This is a genomic window from Burkholderia sp. SIMBA_051 (assembly GCF_046534915.1).
In the GTDB taxonomy this organism is placed as follows: Bacteria; Pseudomonadota; Gammaproteobacteria; order Burkholderiales; family Burkholderiaceae; genus Burkholderia; species Burkholderia ambifaria.
Window position 1 is genome coordinate 184103 of record NZ_JAWRXS010000013.1, and the last position, 18849, is coordinate 202951.

The 18849-nt window shown below is 65.1% G+C and carries 13 protein-coding genes; 9 read left to right on the plus strand and 4 right to left on the minus strand.

Features of this window, described 5'->3' with window-relative positions; translation table 11 throughout:
* Nucleotides 1-103 precede the first annotated feature (103 nt).
* Entirely contained in the window at nt 104-1117 is a 1014-nt protein-coding gene (locus SB771_RS28105) for a LacI family DNA-binding transcriptional regulator (protein ID WP_175661604.1), read from the minus strand.
* A gap of 233 nt (nt 1118-1350) precedes the next feature.
* On the opposite strand from SB771_RS28105, the gene SB771_RS28110 reads away from it, so the two are divergent.
* The 6 genes from SB771_RS28110 (at nt 1351) to SB771_RS28135 (ending at nt 8970) form a co-directional block, all read left to right on the plus strand.
* Nucleotides 1351-2505 (plus strand): ABC transporter ATP-binding protein, encoded by a 1155-nt coding sequence (locus SB771_RS28110; RefSeq protein ID WP_175661603.1) that lies wholly within the window; start codon nt 1351-1353, stop codon nt 2503-2505.
* Between the two features lie 63 nt (nt 2506-2568).
* Nucleotides 2569-3807, plus strand: coding sequence for an ABC transporter substrate-binding protein (locus SB771_RS28115; RefSeq protein ID WP_175661602.1), 1239 nt, complete (start codon nt 2569-2571; stop codon nt 3805-3807).
* 73 nt (nt 3808-3880) lie between these two features.
* Nucleotides 3881-4798: a carbohydrate ABC transporter permease gene (locus SB771_RS28120; RefSeq protein ID WP_105832123.1), complete on the plus strand. Its 918-nt coding sequence runs from the start codon at nt 3881-3883 to the stop codon at nt 4796-4798.
* A gap of 11 nt (nt 4799-4809) precedes the next feature.
* Nucleotides 4810-5661, plus strand: a complete 852-nt coding sequence (locus SB771_RS28125) for a carbohydrate ABC transporter permease (RefSeq protein ID WP_175661601.1) — start codon at nt 4810-4812, stop codon at nt 5659-5661.
* Between the two features lie 38 nt (nt 5662-5699).
* Complete coding sequence (locus SB771_RS28130; RefSeq protein ID WP_175661717.1) at nt 5700-7670, plus strand: beta-galactosidase; 1971 nt, start codon at nt 5700-5702, stop codon at nt 7668-7670.
* A gap of 4 nt (nt 7671-7674) precedes the next feature.
* Complete coding sequence (locus SB771_RS28135; RefSeq protein WP_175661600.1) at nt 7675-8970, plus strand: sugar efflux transporter; 1296 nt, start codon at nt 7675-7677, stop codon at nt 8968-8970.
* Between the two features lie 43 nt (nt 8971-9013).
* Here the strand turns inward: SB771_RS28135 and SB771_RS28140 are convergent, their stop codons facing one another.
* Nucleotides 9014-10174 carry an arabinogalactan endo-beta-1,4-galactanase gene (locus tag SB771_RS28140; RefSeq protein ID WP_175661599.1) on the minus strand — a complete coding sequence of 387 codons (1161 nt, stop codon included), beginning with the start codon at nt 10172-10174 and terminating at the stop codon, nt 9014-9016.
* Between the two features lie 571 nt (nt 10175-10745).
* Here SB771_RS28140 and SB771_RS28145 point away from each other — a divergent pair.
* On the plus strand, nt 10746-11456 hold the full coding sequence (locus tag SB771_RS28145) for a hypothetical protein (protein ID WP_175661598.1): 711 nt from the start codon (nt 10746-10748) through the stop codon (nt 11454-11456).
* A 349-nt stretch (nt 11457-11805) separates the two neighbouring features.
* Nucleotides 11806-14889: a P-loop NTPase fold protein gene (locus tag SB771_RS28150; RefSeq protein ID WP_175661597.1), complete on the plus strand. Its 3084-nt coding sequence runs from the start codon at nt 11806-11808 to the stop codon at nt 14887-14889.
* A gap of 61 nt (nt 14890-14950) precedes the next feature.
* Here SB771_RS28150 and SB771_RS28155 read toward each other — a convergent pair whose 3' ends face one another.
* The gene (locus SB771_RS28155) at nt 14951-16039 is read right to left on the minus strand and encodes an aldose epimerase family protein (protein ID WP_175661596.1); all 1089 of its coding nucleotides are present in this window, start codon (nt 16037-16039) and stop codon (nt 14951-14953) included.
* Between the two features lie 27 nt (nt 16040-16066).
* Nucleotides 16067-17260 (minus strand): XylR family transcriptional regulator, encoded by a 1194-nt coding sequence (locus SB771_RS28160; RefSeq protein ID WP_175661595.1) that lies wholly within the window; start codon nt 17258-17260, stop codon nt 16067-16069.
* Between the two features lie 266 nt (nt 17261-17526).
* On the opposite strand from SB771_RS28160, the gene xylA reads away from it, so the two are divergent.
* On the plus strand, nt 17527-18849 hold the full coding sequence (xylA, locus tag SB771_RS28165) for a xylose isomerase (protein ID WP_175661594.1): 1323 nt from the start codon (nt 17527-17529) through the stop codon (nt 18847-18849).

The window sequence follows — 18849 nt, forward strand, 5'->3', positions numbered from 1 at the left end:
CGGCGCGTTGCCGCCGCCCCGTGTTCATGCCGGCCGGACTGCGTCGCCCGACGCAGAATTCCCGATGGCAATACGGAATGGCCCGTCCCGGCGGGCCGACCCGTCACCCCCTCACCACCCCCGTCGACTCCCGCACCACAAGCTCCGGCGCACCGATCGTATGCACGGCCGCGGCCGGTTCGATCCCGTCGATCATGTCGAGCGTCAGCGCGATCGCCCGCGCGGCGATCTGCGACGTCGGGAACCGCACCGTCGTCAACGCAGGGCGGAACTGGTGGGCGAGCTGGATATCGGTCATGCCGACCACCGACAGATCGGCCGGCACGCGCAGGCCGAGATCGGCGGCCGCCTGCATCGCGCCGATCGCCATCAGGTCGTTGGTCGCGAACAGCGCGGTGAGGCCGGGCTTCTCGCGCAGCAGCGCGGCGGCCGCTTCGTAGCCGCCTTCGATCGAATCGTGCGCCGACACGGTCGTCAGCGCATCCGCCGGATGGCCGCGTGCCCCGAGTTCGTCGGCGAAACCGCGCAGCCGCACCGACTGCGGGCCGCCCGAGCCCTTGCCGACGAGCGCGCCGAACGCGCGATGCCGCAACCCGGAAAGATGCGCGGCCGCCAGCGCACCCGCCGCCGCGAAATCGACGGTCACGCACGGCAGCGTGCGCGACGCATGCACGTGCTCCCACATGCACAGCACGATCGACGCGCCGTGCCGCGCGATGTCGGCGAGTTCGGCTTCGGCGAGATCGGTGTTCATCACGATCGCGCCGGCCGCGAGCGTTCCCGCGATCCGCTCGAGGTAGTTGCGCGTGATCGCCGGATCGTCGTCGGTATTGGACACGAGCAGGTAATGGCCGCGCTTGCGCGCCTCGCGCTCGGCAGCCAGCACGAACTCCGGGTAGAAGGGGTTCGTGATGTTCGACAGCATCAGCGCGAGCGTCGACGTGCGGCCTTCGGCGAGCGCCCGCGCGGTGAGATTCGGCCGATAGCCGAGTTCGCGGATTGCCGCCATCACGCGTTCGACGGTCGCCGGCTTCACCTTCTGTGGATTGCGCAACACGTTCGAGACGGTCGCCGCGGTGACGTTCGCGCGCCGCGCGACTTGCGCGAGCGTCACCATGCGCGACCTGCGGCCGGTCGGGCGACGCTGCGCGACGGAAGTGGAGCGGGGAAGTGTCTGCTCATATTTTGGGAGTACGTCCCACAAGTTGCACAGGGACAGGCGATACGCTAATTTCTCGACACAACAGATGAAGGAGACGACATGGTACGGCCAACCGCGCGAACTGCGCCACCGAAATTTAAGCGGTTAAATTTTTCGCTCCGAAGCGCCTGACCGAGGAGGAGAGCGCGATGACCGCCATTTCATTGAAGGATGTCTCGAAGCGCTACGGCGACCATGCGCCGGTGCTGCGCGACGTGAACCTCGAGATCGCATCGCACGAGTTCTGCGTGTTTCTCGGTCCGTCGGGCTGCGGCAAATCCACGTTGCTGCGGATGATCGCCGGGCTCGAGGACGTGACCGAAGGCGAGCTGCGGATCGGCGGCTCGCGCATGAACGACACGCCGCCTGCCGAGCGCGGCGTCGCGATGGTGTTCCAGAGCTACGCGCTGTTTCCGCACATGACGGTGTTCGAGAACATCGGTTTCGGGCTGCGCATTGCTGGCACGCCGAAGGACGAGATCCGCCGGCGCGTGACCGAGGCCGCGCGCGTGCTGCAACTCGACGCACTGCTCGATCGCAAGCCGAAGGCGTTGTCGGGCGGGCAGCGGCAGCGCGTCGCGATCGGCCGTGCGATCGTGCGCGAGCCGCGCGTGTTCCTGTTCGACGAGCCGCTGTCGAATCTCGACGCGACGCTGCGCGGCCAGACGCGCGTCGAGATCGCCCGCCTGCACGCGCGCTTCACGCAATCGAGCTCCGTCTACGTGACGCACGACCAGATCGAGGCGATGACGCTGGCCGACCGGATCGTGCTGCTGCACGCGGGCGACGACGTCGCGCGCTTCGGCAGCATCGCGCAGGCCGGCGCGCCGCTCGAGCTGTATCACCGGCCGGCCAACCGCTTCGTCGCGGGCTTCATCGGTTCGCCGCGGATGAACTTCCTGCCGGCTGTGGTCGAGGCGGGCGATGCGCACGGCTGCCGGCTGCGTCTGGACGGCACCGGCGAAACGCTGACGCTGCGCGATCGCCCGTTGCCGCGCCACGTCGGCGGCGGCGCGCGCGTGACGCTCGGGATTCGTCCCGAGCATCTGACGGTCGCGGGGCTCGGCGATGCCGGCCTGCCGGCGATCGTGCGCGACGTCGCGCTCGTCGAGCAACTGGGCGAAGCCGCGTACGTGCATCTCGATCAGCCCGGCGGCGTGCCGCTGCTCGCGAAACTGCCGGGCCAGGCTGCGTTGCGGCGCGGCGAGCGTCATGCGTTCAGCGTGCCGCCGTCGTGCTGCCACCTGTTCGACGACGCCGGCATCGCATTGCCGGCCATCCACGCCGAAGCGGCATTCGCATAGCGGCGCGGCGCCGATCCGCCGCGCGCGACGCGGCACCCATCACACCAATACCAGGAGACAACGATGAGACTTCGTGCGAGCCGACTGCTGCTTGCCCTGACGACTGCCGCGGCGTTCGCCGCGGGGACGGCCGATGCGGGCACGCTCAAGGTGAACGTCGCCGCGCGCGGCAACCAGCGCGCGACGTGGCAAGCGGTGTTCGACCAGTTCCACAAGGCGAATCCGGACATCGACCTGAAGGTCAGCTACGTCGGCGAGGAGGCATACAAGGTGCAGATGTCCGGCTGGCTCGCGACCGATCCGCCCGACGTGCTGAGCTGGAACAACGGCGAGCGGCTCGCGTATTTCGCGAAGCGCGGGCTGATCGAGGACCTGAGCGCGGACTGGCAGAAGAACGGCTGGAACGACACGTATGCGGCCGTGAAGCAGTCGTCGACCTACGGCGGCAAGCTCTACAGTTTGCCGCTCGGCTATGACGCGTATGGGCTCTTCTACCGCAAGGACCTGTTCGAGAAGGCGGGCATTCACGGCGAGCCGGCGGACTGGACGCAGTTTCTCGATGCGTGCCGCAAGCTGAAGGCGGCCGGCATCGCGCCGATCGCGGTGGCGGCGCGCGACGCGTGGACGCTCGCCGCGTGGTTCGACTACCTGGACCTTCGGATCAACGGCTATGCATTCCACCAGAAGCTGATGGCGGGCGACGTCGCCTATACCGACCCGCGCGTGCGTGCCGTGTATGCGGCCTGGAAGAAGCTGATCGACGACAAGTATTTCATCGACAACGCGCTGTCCTACGACGTCGATTCGCTGAGCCCGCTGATCGTCAACGGCCAGGCCGCGATGACGCTGATGGGCACCTGGTATTCGGCGGGCCTGCTGAGTGCGACGCGCAACCCGATCAGCTTCTTCCGCTTCCCGGTGATCGATGCGTCGGTGCCCCTCGCGGAGGACGGTCCGGTCAACGTGCTGATCGTGCCGGCGAAGGCGCACAACAAGACGGATGCGCGTCGCCTGCTCGCGTTCATGGGGCAACCGGCGGTCAGCGGCGAGTTCGCGAAGGGGATGGGCCAGCTGCCGTCGAACAACAAGGCGCCCGAGCCGCAGGACCCGATCTCGAAGATCGGCTTCCGCACGCTCGCGTCGACGCCCGGCGGCATCGCGCAGTTCTACGACCGCGACATGACGAAGGAAATGGCGGACGAGGGGATGAAGGCGATGCAGCAGTTCCTGTCCGACCCGACGCAGCTCGATGCGATCCTGCAGCGCCTCGAGCAGACCCGCAAGCGCATCTACCGGAAGTAACGACGCACGCGGCCGGTCCGGCCGCGTCGTCACGTCATGCCCGTTTCGTCTCGTTTCGTCGAAGGTCACAACAATGTCAACCAGCCTGTCCGAAAGCGCCGCGCGCCGCGAAGCCGGCCACGAGCGGCATGCGCGCGCGTCGCTCGCGCGTCGGCGCAACCGCGCGGCGCTGCTGTTCGTGCTGCCGGGTTTCGCGCTGTTCACCGTGTTCGTCTTGTATCCGATCGTCAGCAGCATCTGGCTGAGCTTCCATCACTGGGACGGGATGACGCCGATGACGTACGCGGGGCTCGACAATTATCGCGAGCTGCTGCAGTCCGATACGTTCTACGTCGCGCTGAAGAACAACGTGCTGTGGCTCGCACTGTTCCTCGCCGCGCCGCCGCTCGGCCTCGCGCTCGCGCTGTACCTGAACCAGAACGTCTACGGGATCCGGCTCGTGAAGTCGCTGTTCTTCGCGCCGTTCGTGTTGCCTGGTGTCGTCGTCGGCCTGGTGTTCTCGTGGTTCTACGACCCGACGTTCGGGCTGCTGAAGCTGATCGTCGGGCACGGAATCCCGGTGCTCGGCGATCCGCGCTATGCGACCTACGGCGTGATCGTCGCCGCGCTGTGGCCGCAGATTCCGTTCTGCATGATCCTGTACCTGACCGGGCTCACCGGCATCAACGGCGAGATCGTGGAGGCAGCCCGAATGGAAGGTGCGCGCGGCTTCACGCTGCTGTGGCACGTGATCCTGCCGCAGTTGCGGCCCGCCACCTTCATGGCGGTGGTGCTGACCGTGATCGGCGCGCTGCGCAGCTTCGACCTGATCTCGGTGATGACGGGCGGCGGCCCGTTCGACAGCTCGACCGTGCTCGCGTACTTCATGGTCGACCAGGCGATCAAGTATTACCGCGAAGGCTATTCGGCCGCGATCGCGGTCGTGCTGTTCGCGATCATGCTCGTCTATATCGTGTGGCAGCTGCGCAAGCTGGTGCGCGTCGAATCTTAAGGATGTCGAACATGTATCCGATGCCAATATCCCGCTGGGGACGTCCCGCCCGCTGGCTGTACCGGCTGTCGCTGCCGTGCGCGCTTGCGCTGTGGCTCGTGCCGCTGCTCGCGGTGCTCGTCACGTCGATCCGCTCGACCGACGAGATTATGGCCGGTCATTACTGGGACTGGCCGAAGCAGTTCGCGCTGGTCGAGAACTACGGTGCCGCGCTCACGCAGACGCCGATGCTGCATTACTTCGCGAACAGCATCCTGATCACGGTGCCGTCGGTCGCCGCGTCGATCCTGCTCGCGTCGCTCGCCGGGCACGCGCTCGCGAACTACCGGTTTCGCGGCAATCTCGTGCTGCTCGGGCTGTTCGTCGCGGGCAACTTCGTGCCGATCCAGATCCTGATGATCCCGGTGCGGCAGATCATGCTCGGCGTCGGCCTGTACAACACCGTATGGGCGCTGGTGCTGTTCCATACCGCGTTCCAGACCGGCTTCTGCACGCTGTTCCTGCGCAACTTCATCCGCGAGCTGCCGTTCGAGCTGATCGAGGCCGCGCGCGTCGAAGGCGCGTCGGAGTGGGCGATCTACTGGCGCGTCGTGCTGCCGCTCGTGCGGCCGGCGCTCGCGGCGCTCGCGATCCTCGTGTTCACGTTCGTGTGGAACGACTACTTCTGGGCGCTGTGCCTCACGCAAGGCGACGACGCGGCGCCGATCACCGTCGGCGTTGCCGCGCTCAAGGGGCAGTGGACGACCGCCTGGAACATCGTGTCGGCCGGCTCGGTGCTGGCCGCGCTGCCGTCGGTGCTGATGTTCTTCGCGATGCAGAAGCACTTCGTCGCGGGGCTCACGTTCGGCGCGACGAAAGGCTGATGGCCGCCCACCTTCCACTCTCCAGCAAGGAATCCACGATGCACCTCGGCGTTTGCTACTACCCCGAACACTGGCCGCGCGAACAATGGGCGCGCGATGCGCGGCGCATGGCCGAACTCGGCCTGACCCGCGTGCGGATCGCCGAATTCGCGTGGAGCCGGATGGAGCCGGAACCGGGCCGCTACGACTGGGCATGGCTCGACGAAGCGATCGACACGCTCGCGAGCCGGCAGTTGAAGGTCATACTCGGCACGCCGACCGCGTCGCCGCCGAAATGGCTCGTCGATCGCCATCCGGAAATCCTGCCCGTCGGCGCGGACGGCGCGGTGTGGCAATTCGGTTCGCGTCGCCATTACGATATCGCGAGCCCCGTGTATCGCGAGCACTGCGTGCGCATCGCGGACGCGATGGCGCGGCGCTACGGCGCGCATCCGGCCGTGATCGCGTGGCAGACCGACAACGAGCTCGGCTGTCACAACACGCTGCCGAGCTATACGCGTGCGGCGCTCGAAGGCTTTCGCGCGTGGCTCGCCGTGCGCTACGGCGATATCGGTGCGCTGAACCGCGCGTGGGGCAACGTGTTCTGGAGCATGGAATATCGCGGCTTCGACGAGATCGAGCTGCCGCGCCATACGCCGACCGACGCGAACCCCGCGCACCTTCTCGACTTCCGGCGCTATCAATCGGACGAGGTCGCGCGGTTCCATGTGGCGCAGGTCGATGCGATCCGTCCGCACGCGCCGGGCCGCGACGTGCTGCACAACTTCATGGGATTTTTCACCGAGTTCGATCACTACGCGTTTGCCCGCGGCGGCCTCGATGTCGCCGCGTGGGATAGCTACCCGGTGCCGCGCACCGAAGTGCTGCCGCTCGATGAATCCGACAAGCGGCGCTGGGCACGCACCGGCCATCCCGACGTGTCGGCGTTCTCGCACGATCTGTATCGCGGTGTCGGCAACGGCCGGATGTGGGTGATGGAGCAACAGGCGGGGCCCGTCAACTGGGGGCCGTACAACCCGGTGCCGCACGCCGGCGCGGTGCGGCTGTGGACGTGGGAAGCGTTCGCGCATGGCGCGGAGCTTGTGTCGTATTTCCGCTGGCGGCAGTATCCGCATGCGCAGGAGCAGCTGCACTCGGGGCTCAATGCGCCGGATGACCAGCTGTCGCCGGGCGGCCGTGAAGTGGCGCGTGTCGCACGCGAGCTGGCCGCCCTGGACCCCGCGCTCGTCGCCGGCGCGCGTGAGCCGGCCCGCGTCGCGCTGCTGTTCGATTACACGGCCGACTGGATGATCCGGATCCAGCCGCACGGTGCCGGTTTCGACTATCAGCAGCACACGTTCGACTGGTATCGCGCGCTGCGCGAGCTGGGGCTCGACGTCGATATCGTCGCGGCCGATGCCGACGTGTCGCGCTATGCGCTGGTCGTCGCGCCGACACTGCCGGTCGTGCCGGATCGCGTCGTCGAGCAGGCCGCGCGCGGCAACGCGCATTGGCTGTTCGGGCCGCGCACGGGGTCCCGCACCGCCGACTTCGCGATCGTGCCGGGCCTCGCGCCGGGCAAGCTGCGTGAGGTGCTGCCGGTGCGGATCGCGCAGGTCGAGTCGCTGCGGCCGTCGCTCGCGCCGCGCGTCGCGTTCGACGGTGTCGACGGCCACGCGCTGAAATGGCGCGATCACATCGACCTCGACGCGAGCACCCCCATCGACGTGCTCGCTGTCTGCGACGACGGCGTGCCCGCGCTCGTGCGGCACGGTCAGGTGACGATGGCGACTGCGTGCTTCGATCCCGCGCTGTTGCGCGCGATCGTCGGCCGCTGCGCGCGCGACGCCGGACTGCCGGTGCGCGCGCTGCCTGACGGCGTGCGCTTGTGCCGGCGCGGGCGTGTCGTGTTCGCGTTCAACTACGGCGATACCGCGTGCACGCTGCCCGCGCCGGACGGTGCCCGCTTCGTGCTCGGCGGCCCCGAACTCGGCGCGGTCGATGTCGCCGCATGGGTCGAGCCGGACTGACGCGATGCAGTCGTTGCCGTCGCCGCGGTTGCATGTCGCGCGCCTCGCGCGGATCGCGCATTTCGTGCCGCTGTCCGCGGCGGCGCTGATGCTCGGCGTCGCGATGTCGTTTACCGCGCCGTACCTGTCGCTGTTCGGCGTGGAAGCGGCCGGGATGTCGCCGTTGCTCGCGGGCGTCTTCATGACGCTGATCGCGGCGAGCGGGGTGGTCGCGAGCACGTGGGCCGGGCGGTGGTCGGACCGTCGCGACCGCCACCGGCCGCTACTCGTCGTATCGCTCGCTGCGGCCGCGCTCGGTTTCGCGCTGCTGTGCGTACTGCGCGCGCACGGGCCGGTGATCGCGGCCGGCACGATCCTGCTTGGCGCGGGTGCCGTGTCGCTGTCGCAGATCTTTTCGTTCGCGCGCGCGGTGCTGCCGGTCGACGACGATGCGCAGCGCGAACTCGCATCGGCCGCGCTGCGCACGATGCTGTCGGTCGCGTGGGTGTTCGGCCCCGCGCTCGGCGCGCTGATCCTCGCGCAGACGGGCTTTACCGGGCTCTTTCTCGCGGCCGCCGCGGGCTTTGTCGCGTGCGCGGCGATCGTCGCGCGGATTCCGGAGCCCGCGCGGCGGCCGGCAGCCGTTCATGTGCAAGCGGTCGGCCACGACGCAAAGACGCCCGTCGATACGACGGCGATCGTCGTCGCGCCGCGCGCGAGCGTGCTGCGGACCCTCGTCGCGCTCACGCTGATCGGGCTCGCGGCGAACGCGACGATGATCGTGCTGCCGCTGTACATCGTGCGCGGGCTCGGCGGCACGCCCACGAACGTGTCGGCCGCGCTGGGTCTCGCCGCATTGCTCGAGATCCCGATGATGCTGTGGCTTGGCGTCCGGTCGACGCGACTCGACAAGGCACGCTGGCTGACCGCGTGCGCGGCCGTGCACGCCGCGTATTTCATCGGGCTCGCGGCGGTGACGCGGGTCGACATGATCCTGCCGCTTCAACTGCTGAGCGCGTGCGTGGTCGCGATCACGTCCTGCCTCGGGATGACGCGCGTATGCGACCTGATGCCGACGCGCCCCGGCACCGCGACCGCGATGTTCTTCAGCACCGCACGGGTCGGCTCGATCGCGTCGGGCGTGCTGTCGGGCGCGTGTGTCGACCTGTTCGGCTATCGCGCGACGTTCGCGGGGTGCTGCGGGCTTGCGCTCGTCGCATTCGCGCTGCTCGCGCGGGATGCGCGCGGCAAGCAGGGCGGTGCGAATGACGCAAGCGGCACGGCAGCGCCTGCCCGGCGCCGCTTCGACGCACCGCACTGACGCGCAAGGCGCCAGTGCGGTGATGCCGTGACGCCGGGATGGGTCAGCGCCGGCGGAGCGCGTCGAGCGACGACAGCGCGTTGCCGTGGAAGTCGAACCACGTGTTGTTGTCCCATTGATCACCCGCGCCGACCTTCCAGCCCACGCCCGGTGTCGGGATCCATTCCGGTTCCCACCAGAACACGCCCTTGCCGCGGTTGCCCGGCATGCCCTTCACGATATCGACGACCGCCGCGAGGAATTGCGCCTGGCCGGCCGGTGACGGCGGGAACGCGGTCGAGCCCGTGTTGGTCATCGCGTTCGGTTCCGAGTCGCCGTCGCTGGTGGTCCACGGATACGCGGTTTCCACGACGATCAGCTCCTTGTCGTAGCGCACCGCGAGGTCGTTCGCGTTGTTGCGCAGGTCATCGAGCGAGCCTTGCCACTGCGGGTAATACGACAGGCCGATCACGTCGAACGTCACGCCGCGCTGCGTCGCGCTGTCGAACCACCAGCGGCTTTTCGCGTTGTCGCCGCCGCTGTCGATGTGCAGCATCACCTTGATGCGCGGATCGACGGCCTTCACCGCATCGCGGCCCGTCTTCAGCAGCTGCGCGAGGTTGTCCCACTGGTCGTAGCGGCCGAGCGGCCACAGCATGCCGCCGGTGATCTCGTTGCCGATCTGCACCCACTCGGGCCGCACGCCGGCGCGCTGCAGCTGGCGCAGCACGTCGGTCGTATAGGCCGACAGCAGCGCGCATGTCTCGGCGAGATTCTTGCCGGCCCATGCATGCGGCGGGTATTGCTTGCCGGGGTCGGCCCACCAGTCGCTGTAGTGGAAGTCGATCAGGATGCGCATCCCGAGCGCGGCCGCACGTTTCGCGAGCGCCACGACGTGTGCGGCATTGTTGTAGCTGGCCGCATCGCTCTGGTTCGCGGGGAAGAAGTCCGGGTTGCCGGGATCGTTCCAGACCTTGATGCGGATCGAATCGACGCCATGCGCGTGCAGGATCTTCAGGCAGTCGCGCGGATGCCCGCGGTCGAAATATTGCGCGCCGTGCGCTTCGAGCTCCGGCAGCGTCGACACGTCCGCGCCCATCGCGAACGGGACGCCGCCGGCGCCGCGCCCAACGCCTTGCGCGACGGCCGGCAGCGCGCCGGCCAGGTTGACGTAGGCGAGTGCGGCGGTCGAGACACTCCAGCGCAACATCGATCTTCTATTCATTGTCATCCTCCAGTGTTTGGCCCGGTCGGTCGATTGCCTGATCGCGGGCATCGGCAGTTTAAGCGCTTAAATTTCAGCCTCGATACGAGACGACACGAGGCGAGAACGAGCGTAGCGCAGCCGCCGATGCCGATGCAAAGAACGCGTGCGTTGCCTACTATCTGGCGATGGGCGTGCGGACCGCAGCCCTATAACAGGAAGGATAACTTGCGCTGGTTACAGAGATATGCTTCCGTTCAGACGCACAAGTAAAGAGAGAACTGGATTGCCAGTCCACGACCATCGGCAAGCGACTTATGATGAGACTGGACATAGTGTCGAGCGCGTGTGTCGGATTCTGTCGGGGCGTATGTGAGCTAACGGCAACGGTCCTCAAGTGTGTAGGCGATTGAAATGGTTTTGTGTAGTGCAAGAACACCGCTTGATGTTAAGGTGCTTCGCCTACCCGTGACTCGCTCGAAGCGACGGTGAATCAGTATGATTTTTTGTCGAATTTAAATATTTAAGCGGTTTTGTTAATAATCGATTATTTTGTTTTAATAAATTACGATGGCGATATGGTGGAGTTGACATGGATAAACGCGTTGACCCGATAATTCATTGGCGCGATATCGAAGAAGTCAAGGGCGTTGTGGCACGACTCACAACCAGAAAGCGGCCTGAGAAGTCGAAGAGCAGATGGGCGGTGCGCGTTGAAAATGCGGAAGGATGGGTTCGTAATCTCGCGTTGGTTGGCTTGGCCGAATGTGCAGTTTTCGCGCTTCTTGGTCGTGTCTGGGACAGCCATCCGCTGACCGAGACGGTACTCGTCATGTGCATCCTGGTTACGCTGCTGGGAATCGCGCTACTCCTATCCCCCATGGTTCAGTCGATCCCTTTTTTTCGAACAATCTATCGCGCACCGTTTACTCCATTGATCGAAGCTTTGGATGATGCTATCAAGCTAGATTTTGTAATGGTGCTCGAGCTGAACAGATGCGACCGGGAGGCAACCGAATACGTATTGGCGCACTATCGTCACCAACGACTCGCGTTCGAGCGGCGCGGGATGATGCTTGCTGGATCGCTCGACAAGATTGGATTTTTCCCGGCGACGGTCGCCTTCGTAATGTTGATGATTCCAACGTGGAGCCATTTGGATCCATGGATTAAGGATTTTGCGTTGCTTGTGCCGTCTTTCCATTTTGTCAACATGCTGAGTTACGGTCTCACTCAAGAAATGGATCGAGCAATCGCATTGCTTGAGTATTGCCTCGCTGCACGAGACAGGCAATCCGACTAGAGCCTTTGCACAGCTGTGAACCACAATGATGATGTCGACGGGCGAAACGAATTTGACAAGTGGAGAATGAATCTGGACGCGGATTTGTGCTTTCGTTAGGCAATAGCCGGTGTCAGCCCGTCACTGAAATGATGCGACCGTACACGGTTGCACCGGGTTCGGGATGCCTGTGCCTGGTCCGTGTTGAGCGCATGTTTCGCCTGAGATGCAAAGGACGAGGTGGTGGAATTCATCGAGGGCGGTCAAAATGATGCGGTCCAATGAGGGGCTTGACGACCGATTGTCAGAAAGACTGCCCCGGGGCTGGGCAGGTGACCAGATCGAAGAACGCAATCCAGCACATAACAAGATGAAGCAGACCACGCAGGGCAAGGCGGAAGAGCAGAAAGAACAGTGGCCGCAACTGATCAGAGACACGCCGTCGTCAGTTGATGATATCGGGTCGTTTAACGACTTGGTCAAGGCCATCCATCGCATGCTGGTCCATACGACCGGCGGCATGACTGTATCGATCAACGGCAGTTGGGGGACGGGTAAGTCAACCTTCATTCGCCTGCTCGAGAAGGCGCTGACAGAGGAAGCGAAGCCCGATACTCACGAGCGAGCCGGTTGGCGTCGCTGCATTGCTTTGCCCAAAAGGCTTCTTGTCCGCGGAGCTGCTTGGGTCGGCTTGGGCAGGCACGGCGATGGGCCGATCGATGCGCATGTGTTTCTCTATGACGCCTGGGCGCATTCCGGTGATCCGTTGCGCCGCGCGTTTCTGTCCGACCTCCTGACGAGCCTGAGCGATCGACCTCGATACGATCAGTCGATATGGTTGCATGGGTCTTTTCGAACCTGGCTTCGCAGCCTGTGTCGTCGCCTCGGCGATGCCGGGCAGCAGACGACCGCTCGGGGGACGAATTGGAATACGTTCGCCGAACGACTGGCGGGGCGCCGTCGAGTGTCGAGGCGCCAAGCCAAGGTCAAAGTGGGCTGGCTGGGGAGATTGGTCGTTACTGCGGGCGTGGCCTGGGCGATCAAAGATCCGCTGTGGCATCGCGTGATCAAGCCGCTGTTGCCGGAACTGACCAAGCGATTGGCGCCGGTGCAGTCATTCGCGGCCGGCAAGCTCGCGTTGCTGCCGCCGTTCATGACACCGGATATGGCGCGGTTGGCACTTCTGGCCGCGGTTGTGGGGATCGGCGTCTGGATACTTTTTTTCAACGGGTTGGCATCGGTGCTGGCCAATAAGGGGGTCGTGTCCGAGACCGTGGACGCGACCGAGGATCCGGTGCCGACCAGCATCGAATTTGCCAATTACTTCCATCGCATCATTGAGGCTGCGCTCGCCGGCGATACACGGCGTCGATTGATTATCGTGCTCGACAATCTCGATCGCCTGAGCGAGGAGGAGCGCAATGCCGCCTGGGGGTTTCTGAAATCGTTCGTTGAAAACAAGCAGGTCGTCGGCTCGGATTGGTATGAGCGCATGTGGGTGCTTGTGCCGTGGTCCGATGCCGCAATCGAAGCGCCGGCTGACAAAGCCACGGCTGGTGGTACACCGACCGAGAACGCACCGGCTGAGGGCACAATCGAAACGGAAAAAACGGTCGCATCCGGTGGTGCGAACATGGAAGTGGGGCTGGCCGAGAAGTTGTTTCAACTGAGGATCGATATTCCGCCGCCGACATTGATTGCCTGGCAGCAGAGTCTCAGAAAACGATTGCGGGAGGCTTTCGGCCGCTTGCTGGAAAACGAAGCCGAGGATTGTATCGTCGAGTTTTTCGGTCGTCGGTACCGCAGCGATGCAGAAATCTCGATTCGCCGAATGGTGTGTTTTGTCAATGAACTGGTGGTGCTTTATTACCGGCATCCGTCGATTCCGCTCGATGTGCTGGCAGCCTTTGTGGTGTCTGGGGGTCGAGACGGCGTGATATCGGTGTCCGAAAAGAGTGATGAACTTGCCGAACACCAGAACTTGATCGATCAACTGGGCAGCGGAAGCAAGAAGCACGTTACCGCGAACGAAAGCAGCAAACTGAGCCTGATGACGTACTTTGCGCAACTTCGCTATGGTTCGTCGAATCCGGACCTGGCCATGAATCATTTGCTCGTGCCGCAGTGGCAACGGATTCTCGAGTCGGGCTCGTTGGGCGAGGCGCTGCAACTCTTGCGCAATGCCAGCGGCATCAGCGCATTGAAAATGTTCGCGCTGGAATTCACGCGCTGGATGGGTAGTGCCACATCCTCTGACGCTTTCCGCGTGCTGGCCATCCTGCGTGCGAAGGCGATGAGACGGGGGGCACCAGACTCCCTGCTGCCGTTGAGCAGGAGTGAGAATTGGAACGTCATCGCAACGAATATCGTGAAGGTGATGCGAACCAGTACTCCGAAGCCTAGCAACGATCGCTCGCTGGTCAAGTGGTTCCGTGCGTATTTCGTGATTACGGAAGCGCGGCGGGCGCCGAATCCCGAGGCCCGGAAGGAAGCCGTTGATGCCCTTGGAAGATATGAGCCGGTTGAGGAGGTTCATGTCCAAGAACTTGCCGAGCTTTTATTGCTGCCTCAGTTCATGGAAGAAATGGCGATAAATCGAGGGCCCGAGCTTTCGCTGAATGGCGGTAACTATATTTTGCTTTGGGAAAAGCTCGGTAAGGTCGCAATCGACGATCGGTGCGGGTCTATCGAAGCGCTTTATCAGAAGGGCCTGGGACTGTGGCGGCTGAAGCCGGACGTGATGACACAGGCATTATCCAATATGTATAGGTGGCCCAACCAGCAGTCGTTTTTCGATATTCTCCCGATTATCTCCCGATCGGGGGGGCCGTCTTTTCTTTCGGAAGCGTTGGACACGCTGTTGTACGTCATGGCCGCGACGGACTCGCTTAGAGAGGAATACTTGCCGAAGCGAGCAGAGCGTGAAAAGGCCTTGCAAATCCATCTCGCCGAACTCGGGCGCCGGCAGTCCTTGGCGCTGCTGCAAGGAAGCCGTATCCGGGAGCGGATATTCCGTACCTTCACGGAAGATAAGCGCGATCACTATCTTCGCGACGTGCATCTGAACGGCTTCCTGTTGTTGCTGGCCGGCACGATCGATTGGGAAAGCGCTCTGGAGCATACGGTCACACAGGGATTCGAACCAGGCAATCCTCGCGCGGGCGAACAATACTTCCAGCGCATCCTTACCCTGGCTGAAGTGGCGAAACCCTATGTCAAGGCATTGCAAGACGGCGAAGTCCAATTGGCCAAGATCGTTGATTCTGCCCTCTTCGCGGCCGATTTCAACAATAACGAAACCATGACGCTGGCCTATTGGCGGCGTGTCGGCGAACATTTGAGAACTGCAATGTCGACCGCATTTCATCCTCGACCCACCGACCCAAGCTCAAATAGGCCCGAATCAGCGTTATCGGTGCATGCGGTGGGATCGGTCTCGGAGCAGGCATGTTGACGGGTGTGCATGGTTGTCTGGAGATTGCGGCGTTCGTAAGCGATGCGGTCCGATGGATCTACTACCCCCGCACGCCGACCCGATACCGCGTCGTCTGGCGATAGGTGTCGCCCGGCTGAAGGATGGTTTCGTCGCGCAACGCGTTCATGTTCACCTGGTTCGGAAAGAACCCGGCTTCGACGCACAGCGCCGCGTGCTGCACGCACGACACGCCGCCGCTTGCGCGCACGCCGTCCAGATAGTTGCCCGTATAGAGCTGCAGCCCGCGTTGATCCGTCGACACGGCGAGCTCCCGGCCGCTTTCCGGATCGTAGATCGCCGCGACGGGCCGCACGCCGCGCCCGGGGTCGCGCAGCACGTAGCAGTGGTCGAAGCCGCGCCCGCGAGCGAGCTGCGCATGCGGCCAGTCGAGGCGCGCGCCAATCGGCGCGCTCTGCCGGAAATCGAACGCGCTGCCCGTCACGTCGGCCGTGCCGGTCGGGATCAGCGCGTCGTCCACTTCGACGAACGCATCGGCATCGATCTGCAGCAGATGCCCGCGCACGTCGCTGCCCGCGCGTCCGCTCAGGTTGAAGTAGCTGTGATTCGTCAGGTTCAACGGCGTGGGCGCATCGGTCACGCCCGTATAGTCGATCGTCAGCGTGCCGTCGTCGTCGAGCGTGTAGCGCACCTGCACGCGCACGTTGCCGGGGAACCCGGCATCGCCTTCCGGCGAATCGAGCCGCAGCGTCAACCCGCCGTGGTCGTCGATCACGTCCCAGCGCGCGCGATGAAAGCCGCTCGCGCCGCCGTGCAGCAGGTTGCCGTTCTCGTTGCGGTCGAGCGTGTAGTCGACGCCGTCGAGCGTGAAGCGCGCAGCCGCGATCCGGTTCGCCCAGCGGCCGACCGTCGCGCCGAGGTACGCGCCCGAGTCGATGTAATCGGCCGGCGTGTCATGGGCCAGCACGATATCGGCGAAGCGCCCGGTGCGGTCGGGGGCGAGCCACGACACGACGGTCGCACCGAGATCGCTGATGACGACGCGCATCCCGTGCGCGTTGCGCAGCGTATAGCGCCGCACCGGATCGCCGCCGGGCGGCGTGCCCCAAGGCTCGGACGGAATGCGGCCGAGCTCGGCTGCCGGGCGGGAAGTGGCGGTATCGATGTGCATGAGTGGGTTCGCTCGTGGGCGGTGAATTCAGTGGGCGGGCGCGGTGCGTTCCTGGTATTCGCGCGGCGTGCAGCCGAGTTCGCGGCGGAACACCGCATACATGTATTGCAGCGACGTGAAGCCGCAGCGGATCGCGACTTCCGCGCTCGACGCATTGCGGGCCGCGAGCAGCGCCTGGGCGGCCTCGAGCTTGTGACGCAGGATTTCCTGGTGCACGGTGCGCTGCAGTTCGCGCCGGAAGTGTTCTTCGAGCAGCGAGCGCGACACCCCGACATAGTCGGCGACCTGTTCGGTCTTGATCCCCTGGCACGCGTACTGGCGGATGAAATGCCGTGCGCGCATCACGTGCGGGCTCGCGAGCGGCTGGTGGCGCGTCGATTCGAGCACGTTGATGCCGACCGGCGGCACGAGGATGCGCTGCCCCGGAAAACGCGCGCCGCGCAGCATCCGGTGCAGCAGGTGTGCGGCGGTGCGGCCCATTTCCTCGGTGCCCTGGATCACCGACGACAACGGAATGCGCGTCAGCGTGCGGGTGAGCGGATCGTTGTCGATGCCGATGATCGCGACCTGTTCCGGCACCGCGATGCCGGCGATCAGGCACGCCTGCAGCAGGTGCCGCGCGCGCGCATCGGTGACGGCGATCACGCCGACGGGTTTCGGCAGCGCATGCAGCCAGCCGATCAGCTGCTCGATCGCGTGATCCCAGCCCGACGCGCTCGTCGACACGCCGCGGTAGATCGGCGCGTCGAGCCCGTCCGCGCGCGCGAGCCGGTCGAATGCGAGCTCGCGCTGCTGCGCCCAGCGGTTCTCCTGGGCGACCGGCAGGCTGTACATCGCGAAATGCGCGAGCCCCGCGCCGATCAGGTGCGTATAGGCGAGCGACACGAGCTTGGGGTTGTCGGTCGCAATATATGGGACGTCGTCCGGATACTGCGCCGGATCCTCGTACGACGAGCCGACCGCAACGATCGGCAGCGGCGAGCCGGCGAGCGCGTCGGCGACGGCCGGATCGTCGAAGTCCGCGATGATGCCGTCGCCGTCGAAGCGCTCGATGCCGGCGAGCCGGCAGCGGAAGTCGTCTTCGAGGAACAGGTCCCACACGACGCGCGTCGTGTGCAGGTACTGGCCGATGCCGCTGATGATCTCGCGGTCGTAGACCTTGTTCGCGTTGAACAGCAGCGCGATGCGGTGCGGTGTCTGGGCGGAAGGGGCGCGGTTCATCTGGTGTCGGGGCACGCGCGCCGGGCGCGTCGTGCCGTTGTCTCCGGGGGCGCGCCCGGGGCGGCGGCGCGTGTTGTTCTGGTGTCCGGCGATTGTAGGACGGAACGCGCGTCGCGCGCAGCAACTGGCAAGAAACGTTAAGCATGCTGCGCAATTTCGCAATTGCCGGCCGGCAGGCGCACGGGCACGATCCAGTCAACCGAATTCGGCCGCGTGCGTCGCCGCGACGCGCGTTGCGCTGCAACAAGAGCCTGCACGGAGACACCATGTCGTATTTCGAACACATTCCCGCGATTCGTTACGAAGGTCCGCAGTCGGACAACCCGCTGGCCTACCACCATTACGACGTCGACAAGCGCGTGCTCGGCAAGACGCTGGCCGAGCATCTGCGGATTGCCGTGTGCTACTGGCACACGTTCGTATGGCCGGGGCACGACATCTTCGGGCAGGGCGCATTCCAGCGGCCCTGGCAGCAACCGGGCGACGCACTCGAGCGGGCGCGGCTGAAGGCGGATGCGGCATTCGAATTCTTCACGAAGCTCGGTACGCCGTTCTACACGTTCCACGACACGGACGTCGCGCCGGAGGGCGACAGCCTGCGCGAGTACGCGGCCAATTTCGCGCGGATGGTCGACTATCTCGGCGAGCGCCAGCAGGCGAGCGGCGTGCGGCTGCTGTGGGGGACCGCGAACCTGTTCTCGCACCCGCGCTTCGCGGCGGGCGCCGCGACGAACCCGAACCCCGATGTATTCGCGTGGGCCGCGGCCCAGGTGTGCCACGCGCTCGACGCGACGCACCGGCTCGGCGGCGAGAACTACGTGCTGTGGGGCGGCCGCGAAGGGTACGAGACGCTGCTCAATACCGACCTGAAGCGCGAGCGCGAGCAGTTCGCGCGCTTCCTGTCGATGGTCGTCGAGCACAAGCACCGGATCGGCTTCAAGGGCGCGCTGCTGATCGAGCCGAAGCCGCAGGAGCCGACCAAGCACCAGTACGACTACGACGTCGCGACCGTACACGGCTTTCTCGTGCAGTACGGACTGCAGAACGAGATCCGCGTGAACATCGAGGCCAACCACGCGACGCTCGCCGGTCATTCGTTCCATCACGAGATCGCGAATGCGTTCGCGCTCGGCGTGTTCGGCAGCGTCGACGCGAACCGCGGCGACCCGCAGAACGGTTGGGACACCGACCAGTTTCCGAACAGCGTCGAGGAACTGACGCTCGCGTTCTACGAGATCCTGCGCCACGGCGGCTTTACCACCGGCGGGATGAACTTCGACGCGAAGGTGCGCCGCCAGAGCGTCGATCCGGAAGACCTGTTCTACGGCCACGTCGGCGCGATCGACGTGCTTGCGCTCGCGCTGGAACGCGCGGCGGTGCTGGTCGAGAACGACCGGCTCGACGCGCTGCGCCGGCAGCGCTACGCGCAGTGGGACGATGCGTTCGGCCAGAAGATCCTGTCGGGCGGCTATACGCTGCAGTCGCTCGCCGACGACGCGCTCGCGCGCGGCGTGGACCCGCGGCATGCGAGCGGCGCGCAGGAGCGGCTCGAGAACATCGTGAACCAGGCGATCTACGGGCTGCGCTGA